This is a genomic window from Pseudomonas sp. WMBT8 (genome assembly GCF_050916005.1).
Lineage (GTDB): Bacteria > Pseudomonadota > Gammaproteobacteria > Pseudomonadales > Pseudomonadaceae > Aquipseudomonas.
The window spans coordinates 3,105,728-3,122,144 of the sequence record NZ_CP188096.1; the positions used below are offsets into that span (position 1 = coordinate 3,105,728).

At 62.2% G+C, this 16,417-nt stretch carries 16 protein-coding genes; 14 read left to right on the forward strand and 2 right to left on the reverse strand.

Annotated elements, in window-relative coordinates; all coding sequences use genetic code 11:
- Nucleotides 1–23 precede the first annotated feature (23 nt).
- Complete coding sequence (locus ACO77H_RS14460; protein ID WP_169951721.1) at nt 24–938, reverse strand: site-specific integrase; 915 nt, start codon at nt 936–938, stop codon at nt 24–26.
- 108 nt (nt 939–1,046) lie between these two features.
- On the reverse strand, nt 1,047–1,847 hold the full coding sequence (locus ACO77H_RS14465; protein WP_170041391.1) for a M949_RS01915 family surface polysaccharide biosynthesis protein: 801 nt from the start codon (nt 1,845–1,847) through the stop codon (nt 1,047–1,049).
- 451 nt (nt 1,848–2,298) lie between these two features.
- Between ACO77H_RS14465 and arnC the strand changes: the two genes are divergently transcribed.
- The 14 genes from arnC (at nt 2,299) to ACO77H_RS14535 (ending at nt 16,414) form a co-directional block, all read left to right on the forward strand.
- Entirely contained in the window at nt 2,299–3,333 is a 1,035-nt protein-coding gene (gene arnC / locus ACO77H_RS14470) for an undecaprenyl-phosphate 4-deoxy-4-formamido-L-arabinose transferase (RefSeq protein ID WP_169951725.1), read from the forward strand.
- The gene (arnA, locus tag ACO77H_RS14475) at nt 3,330–5,333 is read left to right on the forward strand and encodes a bifunctional UDP-4-amino-4-deoxy-L-arabinose formyltransferase/UDP-glucuronic acid oxidase ArnA (protein WP_169951727.1); all 2,004 of its coding nucleotides are present in this window, start codon (nt 3,330–3,332) and stop codon (nt 5,331–5,333) included. The genes arnC and arnA overlap by 4 nt, the downstream gene beginning before the upstream one ends.
- The gene (gene arnD / locus ACO77H_RS14480; RefSeq protein ID WP_170041619.1) at nt 5,330–6,217 is read left to right on the forward strand and encodes a 4-deoxy-4-formamido-L-arabinose-phosphoundecaprenol deformylase; all 888 of its coding nucleotides are present in this window, start codon (nt 5,330–5,332) and stop codon (nt 6,215–6,217) included. Before arnA ends, arnD begins: the two co-directional genes overlap by 4 nt.
- On the forward strand, nt 6,214–7,869 hold the full coding sequence (arnT, locus tag ACO77H_RS14485; RefSeq protein ID WP_170041389.1) for a lipid IV(A) 4-amino-4-deoxy-L-arabinosyltransferase: 1,656 nt from the start codon (nt 6,214–6,216) through the stop codon (nt 7,867–7,869). The genes arnD and arnT overlap by 4 nt, the downstream gene beginning before the upstream one ends.
- Entirely contained in the window at nt 7,866–8,213 is a 348-nt protein-coding gene (gene arnE, locus ACO77H_RS14490) for a 4-amino-4-deoxy-L-arabinose-phosphoundecaprenol flippase subunit ArnE (protein WP_170041388.1), read from the forward strand. Before arnT ends, arnE begins: the two co-directional genes overlap by 4 nt.
- A complete protein-coding gene (gene arnF / locus ACO77H_RS14495; protein ID WP_170057319.1) occupies nt 8,210–8,614 on the forward strand; it encodes a 4-amino-4-deoxy-L-arabinose-phosphoundecaprenol flippase subunit ArnF in 405 nt (134 codons plus the stop codon). The genes arnE and arnF overlap by 4 nt, the downstream gene beginning before the upstream one ends.
- Entirely contained in the window at nt 8,611–9,984 is a 1,374-nt protein-coding gene (locus tag ACO77H_RS14500) for a UDP-glucose dehydrogenase family protein (protein ID WP_169951734.1), read from the forward strand. Before arnF ends, ACO77H_RS14500 begins: the two co-directional genes overlap by 4 nt.
- A gap of 3 nt (nt 9,985–9,987) precedes the next feature.
- Nucleotides 9,988–11,595 (forward strand): glycosyltransferase family 39 protein, encoded by a 1,608-nt coding sequence (locus tag ACO77H_RS14505; protein WP_432754145.1) that lies wholly within the window; start codon nt 9,988–9,990, stop codon nt 11,593–11,595.
- A gap of 226 nt (nt 11,596–11,821) precedes the next feature.
- Nucleotides 11,822–11,968 carry a hypothetical protein gene (locus ACO77H_RS14510; RefSeq protein WP_169951969.1) on the forward strand — a complete coding sequence of 49 codons (147 nt, stop codon included), beginning with the start codon at nt 11,822–11,824 and terminating at the stop codon, nt 11,966–11,968.
- Nucleotides 11,969–12,129: 161 nt separating this feature from the next.
- Entirely contained in the window at nt 12,130–12,834 is a 705-nt protein-coding gene (locus ACO77H_RS14515; protein ID WP_169951738.1) for an HPP family protein, read from the forward strand.
- 158 nt (nt 12,835–12,992) lie between these two features.
- Nucleotides 12,993–14,099 carry an enoyl-CoA hydratase/isomerase family protein gene (locus tag ACO77H_RS14520; RefSeq protein WP_432754146.1) on the forward strand — a complete coding sequence of 369 codons (1,107 nt, stop codon included), beginning with the start codon at nt 12,993–12,995 and terminating at the stop codon, nt 14,097–14,099.
- Nucleotides 14,100–14,102: 3 nt separating this feature from the next.
- On the forward strand, nt 14,103–15,254 hold the full coding sequence (locus ACO77H_RS14525) for an acyl-CoA dehydrogenase family protein (RefSeq protein WP_172311432.1): 1,152 nt from the start codon (nt 14,103–14,105) through the stop codon (nt 15,252–15,254).
- A gap of 97 nt (nt 15,255–15,351) precedes the next feature.
- Nucleotides 15,352–15,801: an SRPBCC family protein gene (locus ACO77H_RS14530; protein WP_169951744.1), complete on the forward strand. Its 450-nt coding sequence runs from the start codon at nt 15,352–15,354 to the stop codon at nt 15,799–15,801.
- 166 nt (nt 15,802–15,967) lie between these two features.
- Complete coding sequence (locus ACO77H_RS14535; protein WP_170041383.1) at nt 15,968–16,414, forward strand: DUF411 domain-containing protein; 447 nt, start codon at nt 15,968–15,970, stop codon at nt 16,412–16,414.
- Nucleotides 16,415–16,417 lie beyond the last annotated feature (3 nt).

The following is a 16,417-nucleotide window of genomic DNA, read 5'->3' on the forward strand; positions in this document are numbered from 1 at the left end:
GCTTACTTCCTGAGTCTGAAAAATCAAAGATCAAATCGATCAATCGCCCGCCGCCGCTCGTTGTCATCGCGCACGTCGTAGCTGGCGGTGGTCTGGATATTGGTGTGGTGCGCCAGTTTCTGCGCAATCGACAAGTCATGCTCCTCGATCACCCGGGTAATGAATGATCGCCGGAAATCATGGGGCATGATCTTCACGCCCACCTGCTCGCCGCGTTGGCGGGCGATGTAGTAAATCGCATGTTTGGTAATGCGTTCGCGGGTGATGTGGCTGCCACGGCGGATGCGGTTGAACAGGAAGCTATCGTCCTGTTCCCCGTCCTTTAGATGCTCGCGGCGAAATTCCAGCCAGGCCTGCAACTTGGCAAACGCCCAGGCTGGCGCGTACTTGACCAGTTCCTTGTTGCCCTTGCCGATCACCCGCAGGCTGCGCTCTGCAAAGTTCACCTGGGCCAGGTCGAGGTTGACCGACTCTGACTTGCGCATCCCCGAGCCATAGAGGATTGCGATCACTGCCGCATCCCGCAGGCCCTGGGGCCTTGGATCGGCAGCGCAGACGTCCATCAGTTCGCGGATCAAGGTGCGGCGCAGGTTGCGTCCCTGGCTCAGGCGCGTGCCGGCGGTGGCTTTGACCGAGCGCATCTTCAGCAGGTGTTCCTGGCTGATCAGGCTGATGCGCCAGGCTTCGTTCATCACCCCGCGCACGGCGTTGACATACAGCGATGAGGTGTTGGGCGCGTACCCGTCTTCACGTAACACGGCGACCAGGGCCATCACGTGTTCGGGTTGCAACAGATGCCAGTCGATATCTTCCAGGTTGATTTCTTCGAAACCCAGGCGGTCGGCGGCGTCTTGCAGCACGTAGCGCATAGTCAATTGGCTGGAGGGCGCCAGGCGCGCGAGATAAAGGGTCAGGGGGTTGCGGGAAATCTCAGTCAAAATAGATCAGCCTTGAGATTAAATATCGAGACTAAGCCTATGTTTAATCTCGGTATTTATTGGTTTGGCGAGCGCCGAGTCTAACGCAGGTCGGCGCCGCATACCAAACTAGGGCTCATCCTCGGCCGGTGCCGGGCTCTGCTGCTGGCTCCAGTCGGCGTCCTGTTTTTGCATCAGCGCAAACCACTGCTGGCGCATGAAAACCAGCAGCTTGGCGGGCGCCTTGGCGAAGTCTTGCTCGTCGTTGTAGCAGCCTGGCAATGGCAGGTCGGTGCCCTGCTCCTGGTATTGACTGACCAGGGCCTGCTGCGCGGCAACCGTGCAATCGGTGGGCAGCGGCATACCGCGCAGCGCGCCGGCCTCCTCGTCCCACCAACTGGCGCCATAGCGGTCGACCCCACGCAGCCCGTACTTGTGCGCCTTGCCGATGTGCATGATCAGCTTGAACTCACGGGGGCTGACATCACTGGTGCAGGTGCGTGAATAGCCCACGGTCACCTGGCTCAGACCGTCACCCAGCAGGTCGGTGACGCGGGTCGCGGCGTTATCGAAGTGCAGGCCGGCGTCGAACTCGCAGCGCTGCACATCGTCATGCAGCATCCACAGGCGCTTGGGGCGATCCCCCTCCAACAGGTACTGCGCGGCATAGATCGACGCCGATTGCGTGCCGTCGTCATCGCGCTCGCCTGCTTCCTGCTCGGCCAGTACCAGCAGGTTATGACCCTGGCGGTCATCCCAGCTATACGCTGCCACCTGCTTGCCCTGCACCTCGACCCCGGGCGGAACCTGGGCCAGCGGCGTCAGGCTCACTTGCTCGGCAGCGCCCGCAGTCTGGGCAGCCCCCAGGGTCATCCACATCACTATCAACACCGGCCTTAACTGGCCCCGTAAAAACTGCACGCTATTCATCCGACTACCCTGGCAAGAGACCGCCTACTTTACCGGCACTTGCAGGGTGTTGCTGAGAAGATTGTTCAATCGCCATGGATTGCCAACCCGGTTAAATCAGCGCGAATACGCACTAAAGCACTTACGGATTAGGACTACGTGTAAACAGTTATCGTTTGTCTGCGTTCTTTATTGTCTAGCTGAACACTAGCTGTCTGCCCACCAAATAAACGAGTTTTTCATCTGCCTTTCATATTCGCTGGACAAATTTGCGCTTAATCTTGGCCGCAATACTTGGGGAAAGCCGGGTTTTGCTGACTAACTCCTTGATAATGCTTTACCTTTGGCCGTTATGGGCTTTACTCAGGGTGGCTCTGCACGCGGCTCTTTTTTATTGAACTGCCTGCACTTTCATCCGCTGTTTGTTGTCATCTCTACGCTCAAAGTTGCTCTAACCCGAGGTCATGAATCTTTGAAACCCTACCCTATTCATTGCGTGTCGATCGTTATCCCGGTCTACAACGAAGAACAGAGCCTGCCCGAACTGCTGCGCCGTACCCGTGCGGCATGCGAGCAGTTGGCCTATGCGTACGAAATCATCCTGGTGGACGACGGCAGCCGCGACAGTTCCGCCCAACTGCTGGAAGACGCGGCAAGCGAGCCCGGCAGCCATGTGGTAGCGGTGATCCTCAATCGCAACTACGGCCAGCACGCCGCGATCATGGCCGGGTTTGAACAATGCCGGGGCGAGGTGGTGATTACCCTCGATGCCGACCTGCAAAACCCGCCCGAAGAGATTCCACGCCTGGTCGAGCAAGCCGCCCTGGGTTACGACGTGGTCGCGACCGTGCGCAACAATCGCCAGGACTCGGCCTTTCGCCGCTGGCCTTCGCGCCTGATCAACCTGGCCGTGCAGCGCTCGACCGGCGTGGCCATGACCGACTACGGCTGCATGCTGCGTGCCTACCGGCGCACCATCGTCGACGCCATGCTCGCCTGCCGTGAGCGCAGCACCTTTATCCCGATCCTGGCCAACGGCTTTGCGCGCCATACCACGGAAATCCTGGTGCACCACGCCGAGCGCGAACACGGCGAATCCAAATACAGCGCCATGCGCCTGATCAGCCTGATGTTCGACCTGCTGACGTGCATGACCACCACGCCCCTGCGCCTGCTGTCCATCGTCGGTTTCAGCCTGGCGGCCCTGGGTATGTTGTTTGCCTTTGCCCTGATCGTCATGCGCCTGGCCTTTGGTGCCGATTGGGCCGGCGATGGCCTGTTCGTGCTGTTCGCCGTGCTGTTTGTGTTTACTGGCGGGCAGTTCATCGGCATGGGCCTGCTGGGTGAATACCTGGGGCGCATGTACAGCGATGTGCGCGCCCGCCCACGCTTCTTTATTGAAAAGGTGCTGCGCAACGAGCCGACAGCCCCTGCGCCAGCGGTCATCGTTGATGGCCTGCCCTCTTCCCAATCGTCCACTTCCTCTTCCAGTCAGGTTTCGTCATGAGTTCAAAAGCTGTTGTCTTCGCGTACCACGACATTGGCTGTGCAGGCATCGAAGCCCTGCTCGCCACGGGCTACCAGATTGCTGCCGTGTTCACCCATGCCGATGATCCCAAGGAAAACACCTTCTACGGCTCGGTCGCCCAGCTGTGCGCGCGCCACGGCATCCCGGTGCACGCGCCGGAAGACGCCAACCACCCGCTGTGGGTCGAGCGTGTGGCCAAGCTCAACCCGGACTTCATCTTCTCGTTCTACTACCGCAACCTGCTGGGCGAAGCGCTGTTGGCCACCGCGCGCCAGGGCGCATTCAACCTGCACGGTTCGCTGCTGCCCAAGTACCGTGGCCGCGCGCCGGCCAACTGGGTGCTGGTCAATGGCGAAACCGAAACCGGCGTGACCCTGCACCGCATGGTCAAGCGTGCCGATGCCGGCGCGATTCTCGCCCAGCAAAAAGTCATGATCGAACGCAGCGACACCGGCCTGACACTCCACGCCAAGCTGCGCGAGGCCGCCACCCAGTTGCTGCGTGACGCGCTGCCGCAACTGGCCCAGGGCAAGTTGAGCGAAACCGCCCAGGACGAAAGCCAGGCCACCTGCTTTGGCCGCCGCACCCCGGCAGACGGCAAGCTCGTGTGGAGCAAGCCCGCAGAAGAATTGTTCAACCTGGTGCGTGCCGTGACCCAACCGTACCCCGGCGCGTTCTGTGCGGTGGGCGAGCACAAGCTGATCGTGTGGCAAGCCGAAGTGCTCAAGGGCAATGAAGGCCAGGCGCCGGGGCGCGTGATCAGCGTCAACCCGCTGCGCATTGCCTGCGGTGAAGACTCCCTGGTCATCAACTTTGGCCAGCGCAATGACCACGGCCTGTACCTGACCGGCCCGGCCCTGGCCGATGAACTGGGCCTGGTGGACGGCTCGATCCTGCGCGGCGCCGAGTCGGGCGGTAAACCACGGCGCACCCGCGTGCTGATCCTGGGGGTCAACGGCTTTATCGGCAACCACCTGTCCGAGCGCCTGCTGCGCGATGATCGCTACGAGGTCTACGGCCTGGACATCGGCTCCGACGCCATCGAACGCCTGCGCAGCCACCCCAACTTCCACTATGTGGAAGGCGATATCAGCATTCACTCCGAGTGGATCGAGTACCACATCAAGAAATGCGACGTGGTCCTGCCGCTGGTGGCCATCGCCACGCCAATCGAATACACCCGCAACCCGTTGCGTGTGTTCGAGCTGGATTTTGAAGAAAACCTCAAGCTGGTGCGCTACTGCGTCAAGTACAACAAACGCGTGATTTTCCCGTCGACCTCTGAAGTCTATGGCATGTGCCAGGACCAGAATTTCGACGAAGACACCTCCAACCTGGTGGTGGGGCCGATCAACAAGCAGCGCTGGATCTACTCGGTCTCCAAGCAACTGCTGGACCGGGTGATCTGGGCCTATGGCGCCAAAGGCCTGAATTTCACCCTGTTTCGCCCCTTCAACTGGATGGGCCCGCGTCTGGATCGCCTGGATTCGGCGCGTATCGGCAGCTCCCGGGCGATCACCCAGTTGATCCTCAACCTGGTGGAAGGCACGCCAATCCGCCTGTTTGACGGTGGCGAGCAGAAACGCTGCTTCACCGACATTGCCGACGGCATCGAGGCCCTGGCGCGGATCATCGACAACGATAACGACGCGTGCAACGGCCAGATCATCAACATCGGCAACCCGGACAACGAAGCGAGCATCCGCCAGTTGGGCGAAGAACTGCTGCGTCAGTTCGAGGCCCACCCGTTGCGCGGTAACTTCCCGCCATTCGCCGGGTTCCGTGATGTCGAAAGCAAGGCGTTCTATGGCACTGGCTATCAGGACGTGGCGCACCGCAAGCCGAGCATTGCCAACGCCAAGCGCCTGCTGGACTGGGAGCCGAGCGTGCAGATGAGCGAAACCATTGGCAACACCCTGGACTTCTTCCTGCGTGAAGCGATGCTGGAAATCGCCCAGTCCAGCGAAGCAGGCAAATAATGAAGGCAGGTCTGCGCATCGACGTCGACACCTACCGCGGCACCCGTGATGGCGTGCCACGGTTGCTGGAGTTGCTGGATGAGGCCGGGATCAAGGCGACGTTTTTCTTCAGTGTCGGCCCGGACAATATGGGGCGGCATTTGTGGCGCCTGATCCGCCCACAGTTCCTGTGGAAGATGCTGCGCTCCAACGCGGCCGGGCTGTACGGCTGGGACATCCTGCTGGCCGGCACTGCCTGGCCGGGCAAGCCGATTGGCCGCGACCTGGGGCACCTGATGCGCCAGGCCAAGGCCGCCGGGCACGAAGTAGGCCTGCATGCCTGGGATCACCATGGCTGGCAGGCCAATGCCGGGCGCTGGAGCGATGCGCAGTTGGTGGAGCAGGTACGCCGTGGGCTCGACACGTTGGGCGATATTCTCGGCGCCCCGGTGGAATGTTCCGCTGCCGCCGGCTGGCGTGCCGATGAGCGGGTGGTGCAGGCCAAGCAAGGCTTTGGCTTGCGTTACAACAGCGATTGTCGCGGCACCGGCCTGTTCCGTCCGATCCTCGCCGATGGCCGCGCCGGCACGCCGCAGATCCCGGTAGACCTGCCGACCTTCGACGAAGTGGTCGGGCCCCAGGTCGCGGCCAAGGACTTCAACGGCTTCATTCTTGATCGGTTCACCGAATCGACACTCAACGTCTATACGATCCACGCAGAAGTCGAAGGGATTCTTATGGCTAATGAATTTCGCCAGTTGCTCGCTCAGGCAGGGCAGCGCGGCATCCAATTCCAGCCCTTGGGCAACCTGTTGCCGGCCGATCCGGCGAGCTTGCCCCTGGCGCATCTGACACGCGGCGTACTCAGTGGCCGCGAAGGCTGGCTGGGAGTGCAACAGGCATGATCCGACGTTGGGCCCTGCCCCTGCTCCTACTGGCCTTCGGCCTGTGTTACCTGCTGCCGATGGTCACCCATGGCCTATGGATCCCGGACGAAACCCGCTACGCGCAGATCAGCCAGGAAATGCTGCTGACCGGCAAATGGGCGTCGCCGCACTTCATGGGCATCCGCTATTTCGAAAAACCGGCGGCCGGTTACTGGATGATCGCCCTCGGCCAGGCCCTGTTCGGGCAAAACCTGTTCGGCGTACGCGTGGCCTCTGCGCTGGCCACGGGCTTGAGCATCCTTTTGGTGTACTTCATGGCCCGGCGCCTGTGGAACGATCCACGCAAGAGCCTAGTCAGCAGCGTGCTGTACATGAGTTTTGTCAGCGTGGCGATGTCGGGGGGCTACGCCAACCTCGACCCGCAGTTCAGCTTCTGGGTCAACCTCAGCGGCGTGGCCTTGTGGCTGTGCATCGACAGCCACAGCCGGCGGGCGCGCCTAGGCGCCTGGGCCCTGTTGGGGTTTGCCTGCGCCATGGGCTTCATGACCAAGGGCTTTTTGGCCTGGCTGCTGCCGGTATTGATCGCCCTGCCCTACATGATCTGGCAAAAGCGCTTGCGTGAGCTGCTGGCCTACGGCCTGGTGGCGGTGGCTGTGGCGATTGTGGTCAGCCTGCCCTGGGCGCTGATGGTGCATGCCCAGGAGCCCGACTACTGGAACTTCTTTTTCTGGCACGAACACATTCAGCGCTTTGCCGGTGAAGATGCCCAGCACGAAGAAGCCTGGTGGTACTACCTGCCGTTGCTGGCCGCATTCAGCCTGCCATGGCTGGCCCTGTTGCCCTCCACCCTGAAACAGGCGTGGCAGGAAAAACGTGCGCACACCACTGGCTTCCTGTTGTTGTGGTTGCTGATGCCCCTGGCGTTTTTCAGCCTGAGCAAGGGCAAGCTGCCGGCTTACATCTTGCCGTGCCTGCTGCCTTTGGCATTGCTGATGGGCCATACCCTGGCCGACAAACTGGCGCAGGCCCGTGGCCGGGTGTTGCAAGTCAATGGCTGGCTCAACCTGATCCTCGGGGTGCTGGGCCTGCTGGCAATTGTGTATTTCCAGCTGAAAAAGCCGATCTATGCCCACCAGCAGGAACTGTCGAGCCTGGTGCTGGTGTTTATCGTGTTGCTGGGCTGGATTATCGTCAATCTGCTACAGGCGGCGCGCCCGCTGCGCCTGTGGGCGGCGCCGGCCCTGGGCAGTTGGTTGCTGGTGGCCCTGGTGCCTGCGGCGTTGCCGCACTCGGTGGTGAATAACAAGACCCCGGACCAATTCATTATTGATCACGCCCAGGAACTGGCAGGTACCAATCGTTTGCTGAGCAACGACCTGGGCGCAGCGGCCGCCCTGGCGTGGCGGCTCAAGCGCCCGGATGTGACGCTGTACGACACCCTGGGCGAAGTCAAATACGGCCTGGCCTACCCTGACAGCGCCGCGCGCCGGGTCGACACCACACAAGTCCAGCAATGGATGACCGAGGCCCGCAAACAGGGCTCGGTGGGCGTGGTGATGCGCGTCAAGGGCGAGAGTGAAGTGCATGAAGTCGAGTTGCTGCCCAGCGATGGACAGCGCTACGAGCAAGGCAACATGGTGATCCTGGTGTTCCCGCAGGTGGCGCCTTGATCAGTCTGCTGCTGCTCCTGGCCGCGTGCCTGCTGACTTGCATGGGCCAGATCGCGCAAAAGTATGCCGTGGAAGGCTGGCGTGGCCAGCCGGCGGGCTGGGCGTTGAAACTGCGCTCGCCCTGGCTCTGGTCGGCCCTGCTGTGCCTGGGCCTGGGCCTGCTGGTGTGGCTGCTGGTGCTGCAACGCCTGGAAGTGGGAATTGCCTACCCGATGCTCAGCCTGAATTTTGTACTGATCACCCTGGTGGCGCGCTTTGTGTTCCATGAGCCGGTAGACCGCCGCCACTGGGTCGGCGTGGCCCTGGTGATGGGCGGCGTGCTGCTGCTGGGAGGCCAGGTATGAGCCGGTTGCGCGGTTTCACCCTGGCGTTGTCCAGCGTGGTGCTGGTCAGCGCGGCCCAGTTGGGCATGCGCTGGAGCATGACACGCCTGCCATTGCCCGCCGACTGGCTCACCGCGCCCATGGTTGATCCCGTGGCCTTGGGCGTGGTGGCCCTGGCCATCGTGGCCTACGCCCTGTCGATGCTGTGCTGGCTCGGTGCGCTGGCGCACCTGCCCCTGAGCCGCGCCTATTCGTTGCTGAGTATCAGCTACGTCCTGGTGTACCTGCTGGCCGCCAGCCTGCCCGGCTTCAACGAACCCTTTTCCCTGTCACGGACCTTGGGGGTGGCACTGGTCATCCTCGGCGTTTTGACCATCAACTCCCGTCGTATCGGCAATACAAGCCCCAGGAATGCCCCATGAAAATCAGCGTATTTGGTAGTGGTTACGTTGGCCTGGTACAGGCCACCGTATTGGCCGAGGTCGGTCACGATGTGATCTGCATGGACGTTGACGAAAACAAGGTGCGTCTGCTGCAACAGGGCCATGTGAGCATTTTCGAGCCGGGGCTTGCCAGCCTGGTCCGGGAAAACCTGGAAAACGGCCGATTGACCTTTACCAGCCAGGAAAAACTCGCGGTCGAGCATGGCGAAGTGTTGTTTATCGCGGTCGGCACGCCCTCGGACGAGGACGGCTCGGCAGACTTGAAGTACGTGCTGTCGGTGGGTGATGCGGTGGCCCGGCATCGTGTCGAGCCGGTGATCCTGGTGGAGAAGTCCACGGTCCCGGTGGGCACCGGCGACACCCTGCGGGCCCATATCGACAAGGCCCTGGCTGGGCGCAGCCTGGTGTTCGATATCGTCTCCAACCCGGAATTCCTCAAGGAAGGCTCTGCCGTGGCTGACTGCCGGCGCCCCGACCGGATCATCATCGGCTGCGAGCGCGAAGAAGTGCGCGAGGTGATGCGTGACCTGTACGCGCCGTTCAACCGCAACCACGACCGCATCATCTTCATGGACGTGCGCAGCGCCGAGCTGACCAAGTACGCCGCCAACTGCATGCTGGCCACCAAGATCAGCTTTATCAACCAGATCGCCGAACTGGCCGAGCACCTGGGGGCCGATATCGAGTCGGTGCGCCTGGGCATCGGTGCCGATTCGCGGATCGGCTACCACTTTATCTACCCTGGTTGCGGCTACGGCGGCTCGTGCTTTCCCAAGGACATGCGCGCGCTGATCCACAGTGCCCGCCAAGCCAACTGCTCCAGCGACCTGCTGGAAGCGGTGGAAGCCATCAACCAGCGCCAGAAAAGCAAACTGTTCGAGCGTATCCGGGCGTTCTACAAGGGCGAGTTACGCGGCAAGACGTTTGCCTTGTGGGGCCTGGCGTTCAAGCCCAACACCGACGACATGCGCGACGCGCCGAGCCGGGTACTGATGGAGTCGCTCTGGGCCGCCGGGGCCAACGTACGGGCCTTCGACCCCGAGGCCATGCAGGAAACCCAGAAGCTCTACGGCGATGACCCGCGCCTGATGCTGATGGGCACCCCGGAATCGACCCTGGGGGGCGCCGACGCCTTGATCGTCTGCACCGAGTGGCAGCAGTTCAAGGCACCGGATTTCGACCTGCTGCACGCGCGCCTCAAGGCGCCGGTGATCTTTGACGGGCGCAACCTGTATGACGCCGAGCGCCTGGCGCGCAAGGGCTTTGACTACTTCCCCATGGGCCGTGGGCAGTCCTGCGAGTTGCCGATCCCCCAGCAACAGTGGGTGCCGCGGTTGCTGGAGGCCTGAGGCGTGGACACGCTGCTCGCGCCTGTCTTGCGCCGCCAGTCCTGGGGCGTCGGGCTGCTGGCCCTGTTGCTGTTTGTCGCCGGTAACTGGGACCAGGCAATTATCGGTTTCGACTCGCGCTTCGTGCTGTTCGCCCAGGAAATGCTGCGCCACGGGCCGGGGTTTTTCCCCACCACCTATGGCCAGCCATATGCCGATTACCTCTCGACCTCGACCCTGCTGACCTGGCTGTTGTCGCTGCCCCTGGGGCGCGTCACCAGCCTTAGTGCGTGGCTGCCGACGGCCATCGCTGCGGCGGTCATCGTTGCCCTGGTCTACCGCCTGACGGCGCCCTACTCCCGGCGTTGGGCGCTGCTGAGCATCGCGTTGCTGTTACTCAGCAGCACGTTTATCAGCGAAACCCGCTCGGTTTCCCTGGACCAGATGCTGGCGGCGGTGACCCTGGCGGTGTTTTACCTGGGCTATGCCCATGATCATTTCGCCAGCCCCCGGCGCCTGCCGTGGCTGTTGCTCCTGTTGCTGCTGGGGTTTGCCATTCGCGGGCCCATCGGCCTGGTGATCCCCACTGGGGTGTTGTTCGCCTATTACCTGCTCAACCGCCAATGGCGGCCGTTGTTCAGCTTCGGCCTGCTGGCCCTGGCGTTGCTGGTGGCGTGCGTGGGCTTGCTGCTGTTGCTGGCCAAGCTCAGTGGCGGCGAGGCCTTTATGCAGGACGTGATCCGCATGCAGTTCCTCGGACGCATGGACGGCCGCGAAGGCTCCAGCAGCGTGCTGTATTACTTCAGCAGTTCCCTGGGCAACTACGCCCCGGCGTACCCGCTGGCCCTGTTGGCGCTGCTGGCGGTGCTGCAAAGAGGCCGGCGCGCGTCCGATAGCGGCTGGCAATTGCTGCTGGGATGCATCGCAGCGGGGTTGATCGTGATGCTGGGCCTGTCGATCCCCGAGGCGAAGAAAGCCCGCTATGTGTTACCGATGATGCCCATGGTGGCGATCATCGCCGCGTATCCGTTTCATCGGGCGGATGGGCGCCTGTTCAAGGGGCTACGGCGCTTGATGCTGGGGTTATGGGCACTGGCTCCGGGTTTACTGGTCGGCGCGCTGCTGGTGGCCCGGCATCGTTTTGGCGCGCAGGTGGAGCATTTCCAGGGCGCGCTGGGCCTGTTGATCGGCTTGCAGGTCGTTGCCGTCGCGATGCTTGTGAAGTGGCGCTGGCGCCCTGTGGGGCCGGCGTTTTGCGCGGTGCTGGCGGTGTGGAGCGTGTACATCCTGGTGGTCGAACCCCTGGAACGCCGCCTGTATGACACCCGCACCTTTGCCCGCGAGGCGCAGGCGCTGATTCGCCAGGACCCCGCGCCGCTGGTGTTGCATGGCCTGGGCAAAGACGCCAAGGCCATCAAATTCATGGTCAATGTGGAGTGTGACCGGGTGCCGCTGTTCACCCAGGCACCTGCCGACCTCGCAGCGCTGCCGGCGCCGGCGTGGCTGGTGATGGACAAGGCGCAATTCGATGGCCTGGAGGAGCCGCGCTGGCGCGGATTAACGCCGGTGCTTGTCGGGCAGTTCGATAAAAACCCCTATGTGCTGCTGCATCTGGAGCCGCTTGCGCCTTGAGTGTGAGTCATCAAGAAAGCTCCTACGTTTGTATCCGTAAATGCCGGTAGCGGTTCCCCTACCGGCTCTCTGACCCCACCGGTAAACTCGTTTTACATTTGCGCCACCATTCGCGCCACATCGTTACTGCCCTCAGAGGACCGCTGCCGTGCCTGACGAGCAATTGCCTGTTGCTGCCGAGCCTGTACACGTCGGCTATATCCCGCTGCCCACCCTCGACCGCCTGATGGAACTGCGCGACGCCCTGGTCGCACTCAAGGGGCCGTTGGCCAGCGACCCACAGTTGCGGGAAAGCGTGCACAAATCGCTGATCAATGCCGAGAACCACGAGCGTGTCCTGGGCAAGGTCTGCTCAGGGCCCCGGTGGGCTTGATGCAAAATTACTGCACTTAACCTGCATTAATATGCATTGGCGCCAGTGTTGATTGATCGGCACACTGCGCCGGTTCCTCCCCCAAATGTTGGAACTTTCGAAGGGCTTTACGGGAAACCGCAAAGCCCTTTTTTTGCCTTTCAAGATCGGACTGCCCCGCAATGCTCGCTCGCTGGTTCCCCGCTGCCATCAATACCCGTCCCGCCGAATGGAGTCGTGCCGCCATCGGCATGGCCCTGGGCACCCTGTTTACCGTATGGCTCTGTGCCCAGGTGTATGGCCTGGAAGTGGCCATGCACCTGCTGGGCCCGCTGGGCGCCTCCGCCGTGCTGTTGTTTGCGGTGTCATCGGGGGCCCTCGCCCAGCCATGGTCGATTATTGGCAGCTATCTATGCGCCAGTGTGGTGGCCTTGCTGGTGGCCCGCGTCTTGGGCCGGACCCTGGGCAGCGCCTGCCTCGCGGCGGGCATGGCGTTGATCCTGATGTGCTGGCTGCGTTGCCTGCACCCGCCTTCCGGTGGATTGGCCATGACCCTGGTGCTGGCCGACCCGGCCACCATCGCCCTGGGCTGGCAGGAAGTCGGCCCGGTCATGCTCGGCGCTGGCACCTTGCTGCTGTCGGCCCTGGCCTACAACAACCTGACCCGCACCCGTTACCCCAAGGGCCCGGCTGAAACCCCAGTGGTGGTGCCGACGCCGTCCCCAGAGGTGGATGCAAAAATCACCGCCGCAGACCTGGAACAAGCGTTGGCGCAAATGGAGCAGTTTTTTGACGTTACCCCCAGCGAACTGGAGGAACTGATCCATATCGCCGAAGACCATGCCCGCCGCCGCAGTATCAGCCAGGTGCTGGCCAGCCGGGTCTAGCCAAGCCTGCCCAGTTTTTTATCGAATGCCTCGCTGCATAAATGCAAAGATGACCTGCAGGATTCCGGCTTGTACTGGGCAAATTTGCACTGGTACGATCCGGAGATGGTTCGCCCGCGAACACTTTGATAAAGAACAATAAAAGCAGGGAGTTACAGATGACTGCTCAGGCTCAGTCCCAGGCGACACGCAGCACCGAGTCCTCCCAGGACAGCGTCCTGGCCGAAGTACGCAACCACATCGGCCACCTGACCCTCAACCGCCCCGCCGGCCTCAACGCCATCACCCTGGACATGGTCCGCAGCCTCTCGGCGCATTTGCGCGTCTGGGCCGATGCGCCCGAGGTGCACGCCGTGGTGTTGCGCGGCGCCGGTGAAAAGGCCTTCTGCGCCGGTGGCGATATCCGCTCGCTGTACGACAGCTTCAAGAGCGGCGACACCCTGCACGAAGACTTCTTCGTCGAGGAATATGCCCTCGACCTGGCCATCCATCACTACCGCAAGCCGATCCTCGCCCTGATGGACGGCTTTGTCCTGGGCGGCGGCATGGGCCTGGTCCAGGGTGCCGACTTGCGGGTAGTCACCGAGCGCAGCCGCCTGGCCATGCCGGAAGTGGCCATCGGTTATTTCCCGGATGTGGGCGGCAGCTACTTCCTGCCGCGCATTCCCGGCGAACTGGGGATTTACCTGGGCGTGACCGGGGTGCAGATCCGCGCCGCCGACGCTTTGTATTGCGGGCTGGCTGATTGGTACCTGGACAGCGCCAGGCTGGCGGAGCTGGACCACAAACTCGACCACCTGCAATGGCGCGACTCGCCACTCAAGGATCTGCAAGGCCTGCTGGCCAAGCTCGCCGTGCAACAATTGCCGGATGCGCCGCTGGCGGCCCTGCGCCCGGCCATCGACCACTTCTTTGCCCAGCCCGACGTACCGAGCATTGTCGAACAGCTGCAACAAGTGACCGTTGCCGACAGCCATGAATGGGCCGTGAGCACAGCGCAACTGATGCACACCCGCTCGCCATTGGCCATGGCGGTGACCCTGCAGATGCTGCGGCGTGGACGGCACCTGGCGCTGGAAGATTGCTTTGCCCTGGAACTGCACCTCGACCGCCAGTGGTTCGCCCGTGGCGACCTGATCGAAGGCGTACGCGCATTGTTGATCGACAAGGACAAAGCCCCGCGCTGGAACCCGCCAACGTTGGCGGCACTGGACCAGCGCCATGTTGACAGCTTCTTCCAAGACTTCGCGAAGAGCGGGAACTAACTCATGCAAGATATTGAATTTACAGAAGAACAAGTCATGATCCGCGACATGGCGCGCGACTTTGCCCGTGGCGAAATCGCCCCCCATGCCCAGGCCTGGGAAAAAGCCGGCTGGATCGACGACGGCCTGGTAGCCAAGATGGGCGAACTGGGACTGTTGGGCATGGTGGTGCCGGAAGAATGGGGCGGCACTTATGTGGACTACGTGGCCTATGCCCTGGCCGTCGAGGAGATTTCTGCGGGTGACGGCGCGGTAGGCGCACTGATGAGTATCCATAATTCAGTGGGTTGCGGCCCAATCCTCAACTACGGCACACCTGCGCAAAAAGAGACTTGGTTGGCCGAGCTGGCCAGCGGCCAGGCCATCGGTTGTTTCTGCCTGACCGAACCCCAGGCCGGCTCCGAAGCCCACAACCTGCGCACTCGCGCCGAACTGCGCGATGGCCAGTGGGTGATCAACGGCGCCAAACAGTTCGTTAGCAACGGCAAGCGCGCCAAGCTGGCGATTGTGTTTGCCGTGACCGACCCGGAGCTGGGCAAGAAAGGCATTTCGGCGTTCCTGGTGCCCACCGCTACCCCAGGCTTCACCGTGGACCGTACCGAACACAAGATGGGCATCCGTGCCTCGGACACCTGCGCGGTAACCCTCAGCCAGTGCAGCGTGCCCGAGGCCAACCTGCTCGGCGAGCGCGGCAAGGGCCTGGCCATTGCCCTGTCCAACCTCGAAGGTGGACGCATCGGCATCGCCGCCCAGGCCCTGGGCATCGCCCGTGCAGCCTTTGAAGCCGCATTGGCCTACGCCCGTGACCGGGTGCAGTTCGACAAGGCCATCATCGAGCACCAGAGCGTGGCCAACCTGCTGGCTGACATGCAGACCCGCCTCAATGCCGCACGGCTGCTGATCCTGCATGCCGCGCGTTTGCGCAGTGCCGGCAAGCCGTGCCTGTCCGAAGCCTCCCAGGCCAAGCTATTCGCGTCGGAAATGGCCGAGAAGGTCTGCTCATCTGCGATGCAGATCCATGGCGGCTATGGCTACCTGGAAGACTACCCGGTGGAGCGTTACTACCGGGATGCGCGGATTACGCAGATTTATGAGGGCACCAGTGAGATCCAGCGCCTGGTGATTGCTCGGGAGCTGAAGAACTATCAGCTATAGGCCTTGCTGCGAACCCGTCGAAAAAGCCTGAAGACTCCCGTGCGTTGTACGGGAGTGCGACTATTCTGACAGTTCCTAGCCACACAGGAGGTGTGTCATGAATGCAGTCGAGCACCCGCTCCGCGTCGAGCGAATCAGCCAGGAACGCTACATCCAAGCCCCTATCGAAGCCGTCTACGACTACGTGACCCAGCCGGATCGCTGGCATGAATGGCATCCCACGTCCCTGGGCGCGGACACCGGCACCAGCGGTTCACTGCCTGCCGGTCAGCGCTTCACCGAGACGATCGACCTACTGGGGGTACGTGTACCCATGAGCTACCGGGTGCAAATCGCCGTGCCGCCCCGGGAATTCAAGACCGTGTTCACCTCCCTTGCGGTCGATGGCAGCATTCATTACTTACTCCAGCCTCAAGGTAGCGGCACTTTGTTCACCCGGGTGCTGAGCTATGAGACCGAACTGCAGCTGCGCACCTTGCAAACGCGCATGGTAGAGCTGTCGGAGCAGGCCATGGACCAGCTCAAGCAGCGCCTGGAATCGTCCTGAACTGACAAAATTGTCATCTTTGCCTCAGTTGGCTGACAGCTGCGCACCTTAAGCTGCGGGGTTGTCGCGTGTCCGTATAATTTCGAAACATAACCACCTCACCTGATTCGCAAAAGCGCGGACAATGCGCCCTCTTTGCGCACTCCGTAACCGATGGGACCTGTCTATGAAAACCACCCTGCGCCTGACTTTGCTGTCCGCCCTGTTCATGACCACCCTGGCCCAGGCCGCCGAACTGATCCCGATTGACGTGCACCGCGATGCCAACTGCGGTTGCTGCAAGAAATGGATCAGCCACCTTGAAAGCAACGGATTCAAGGTCAACGACCATGTGGAAGCGGACATGAGTTCGGTCAAGCAGCGCCTGGGCGTGGCGCCTCGCCTGGCGTCCTGCCATACCGCCGTGATCGACGGCAAATTCGTCGAAGGCCACGTGCCTGCTGATCAGGTGCTGGCCCTGCGCAAACGTGACGACTTGCTGGGCATCGCCGCCCCAGGCATGCCCATGGGCTCGCCGGGCATGGAAATGGATGGTATGAGCGACGCCTATCAAGTCATCGGCCTGACCCGCGAAGGCAAAGATGTAGTGGTAGCCCAATACCCGGCCCACTGATCA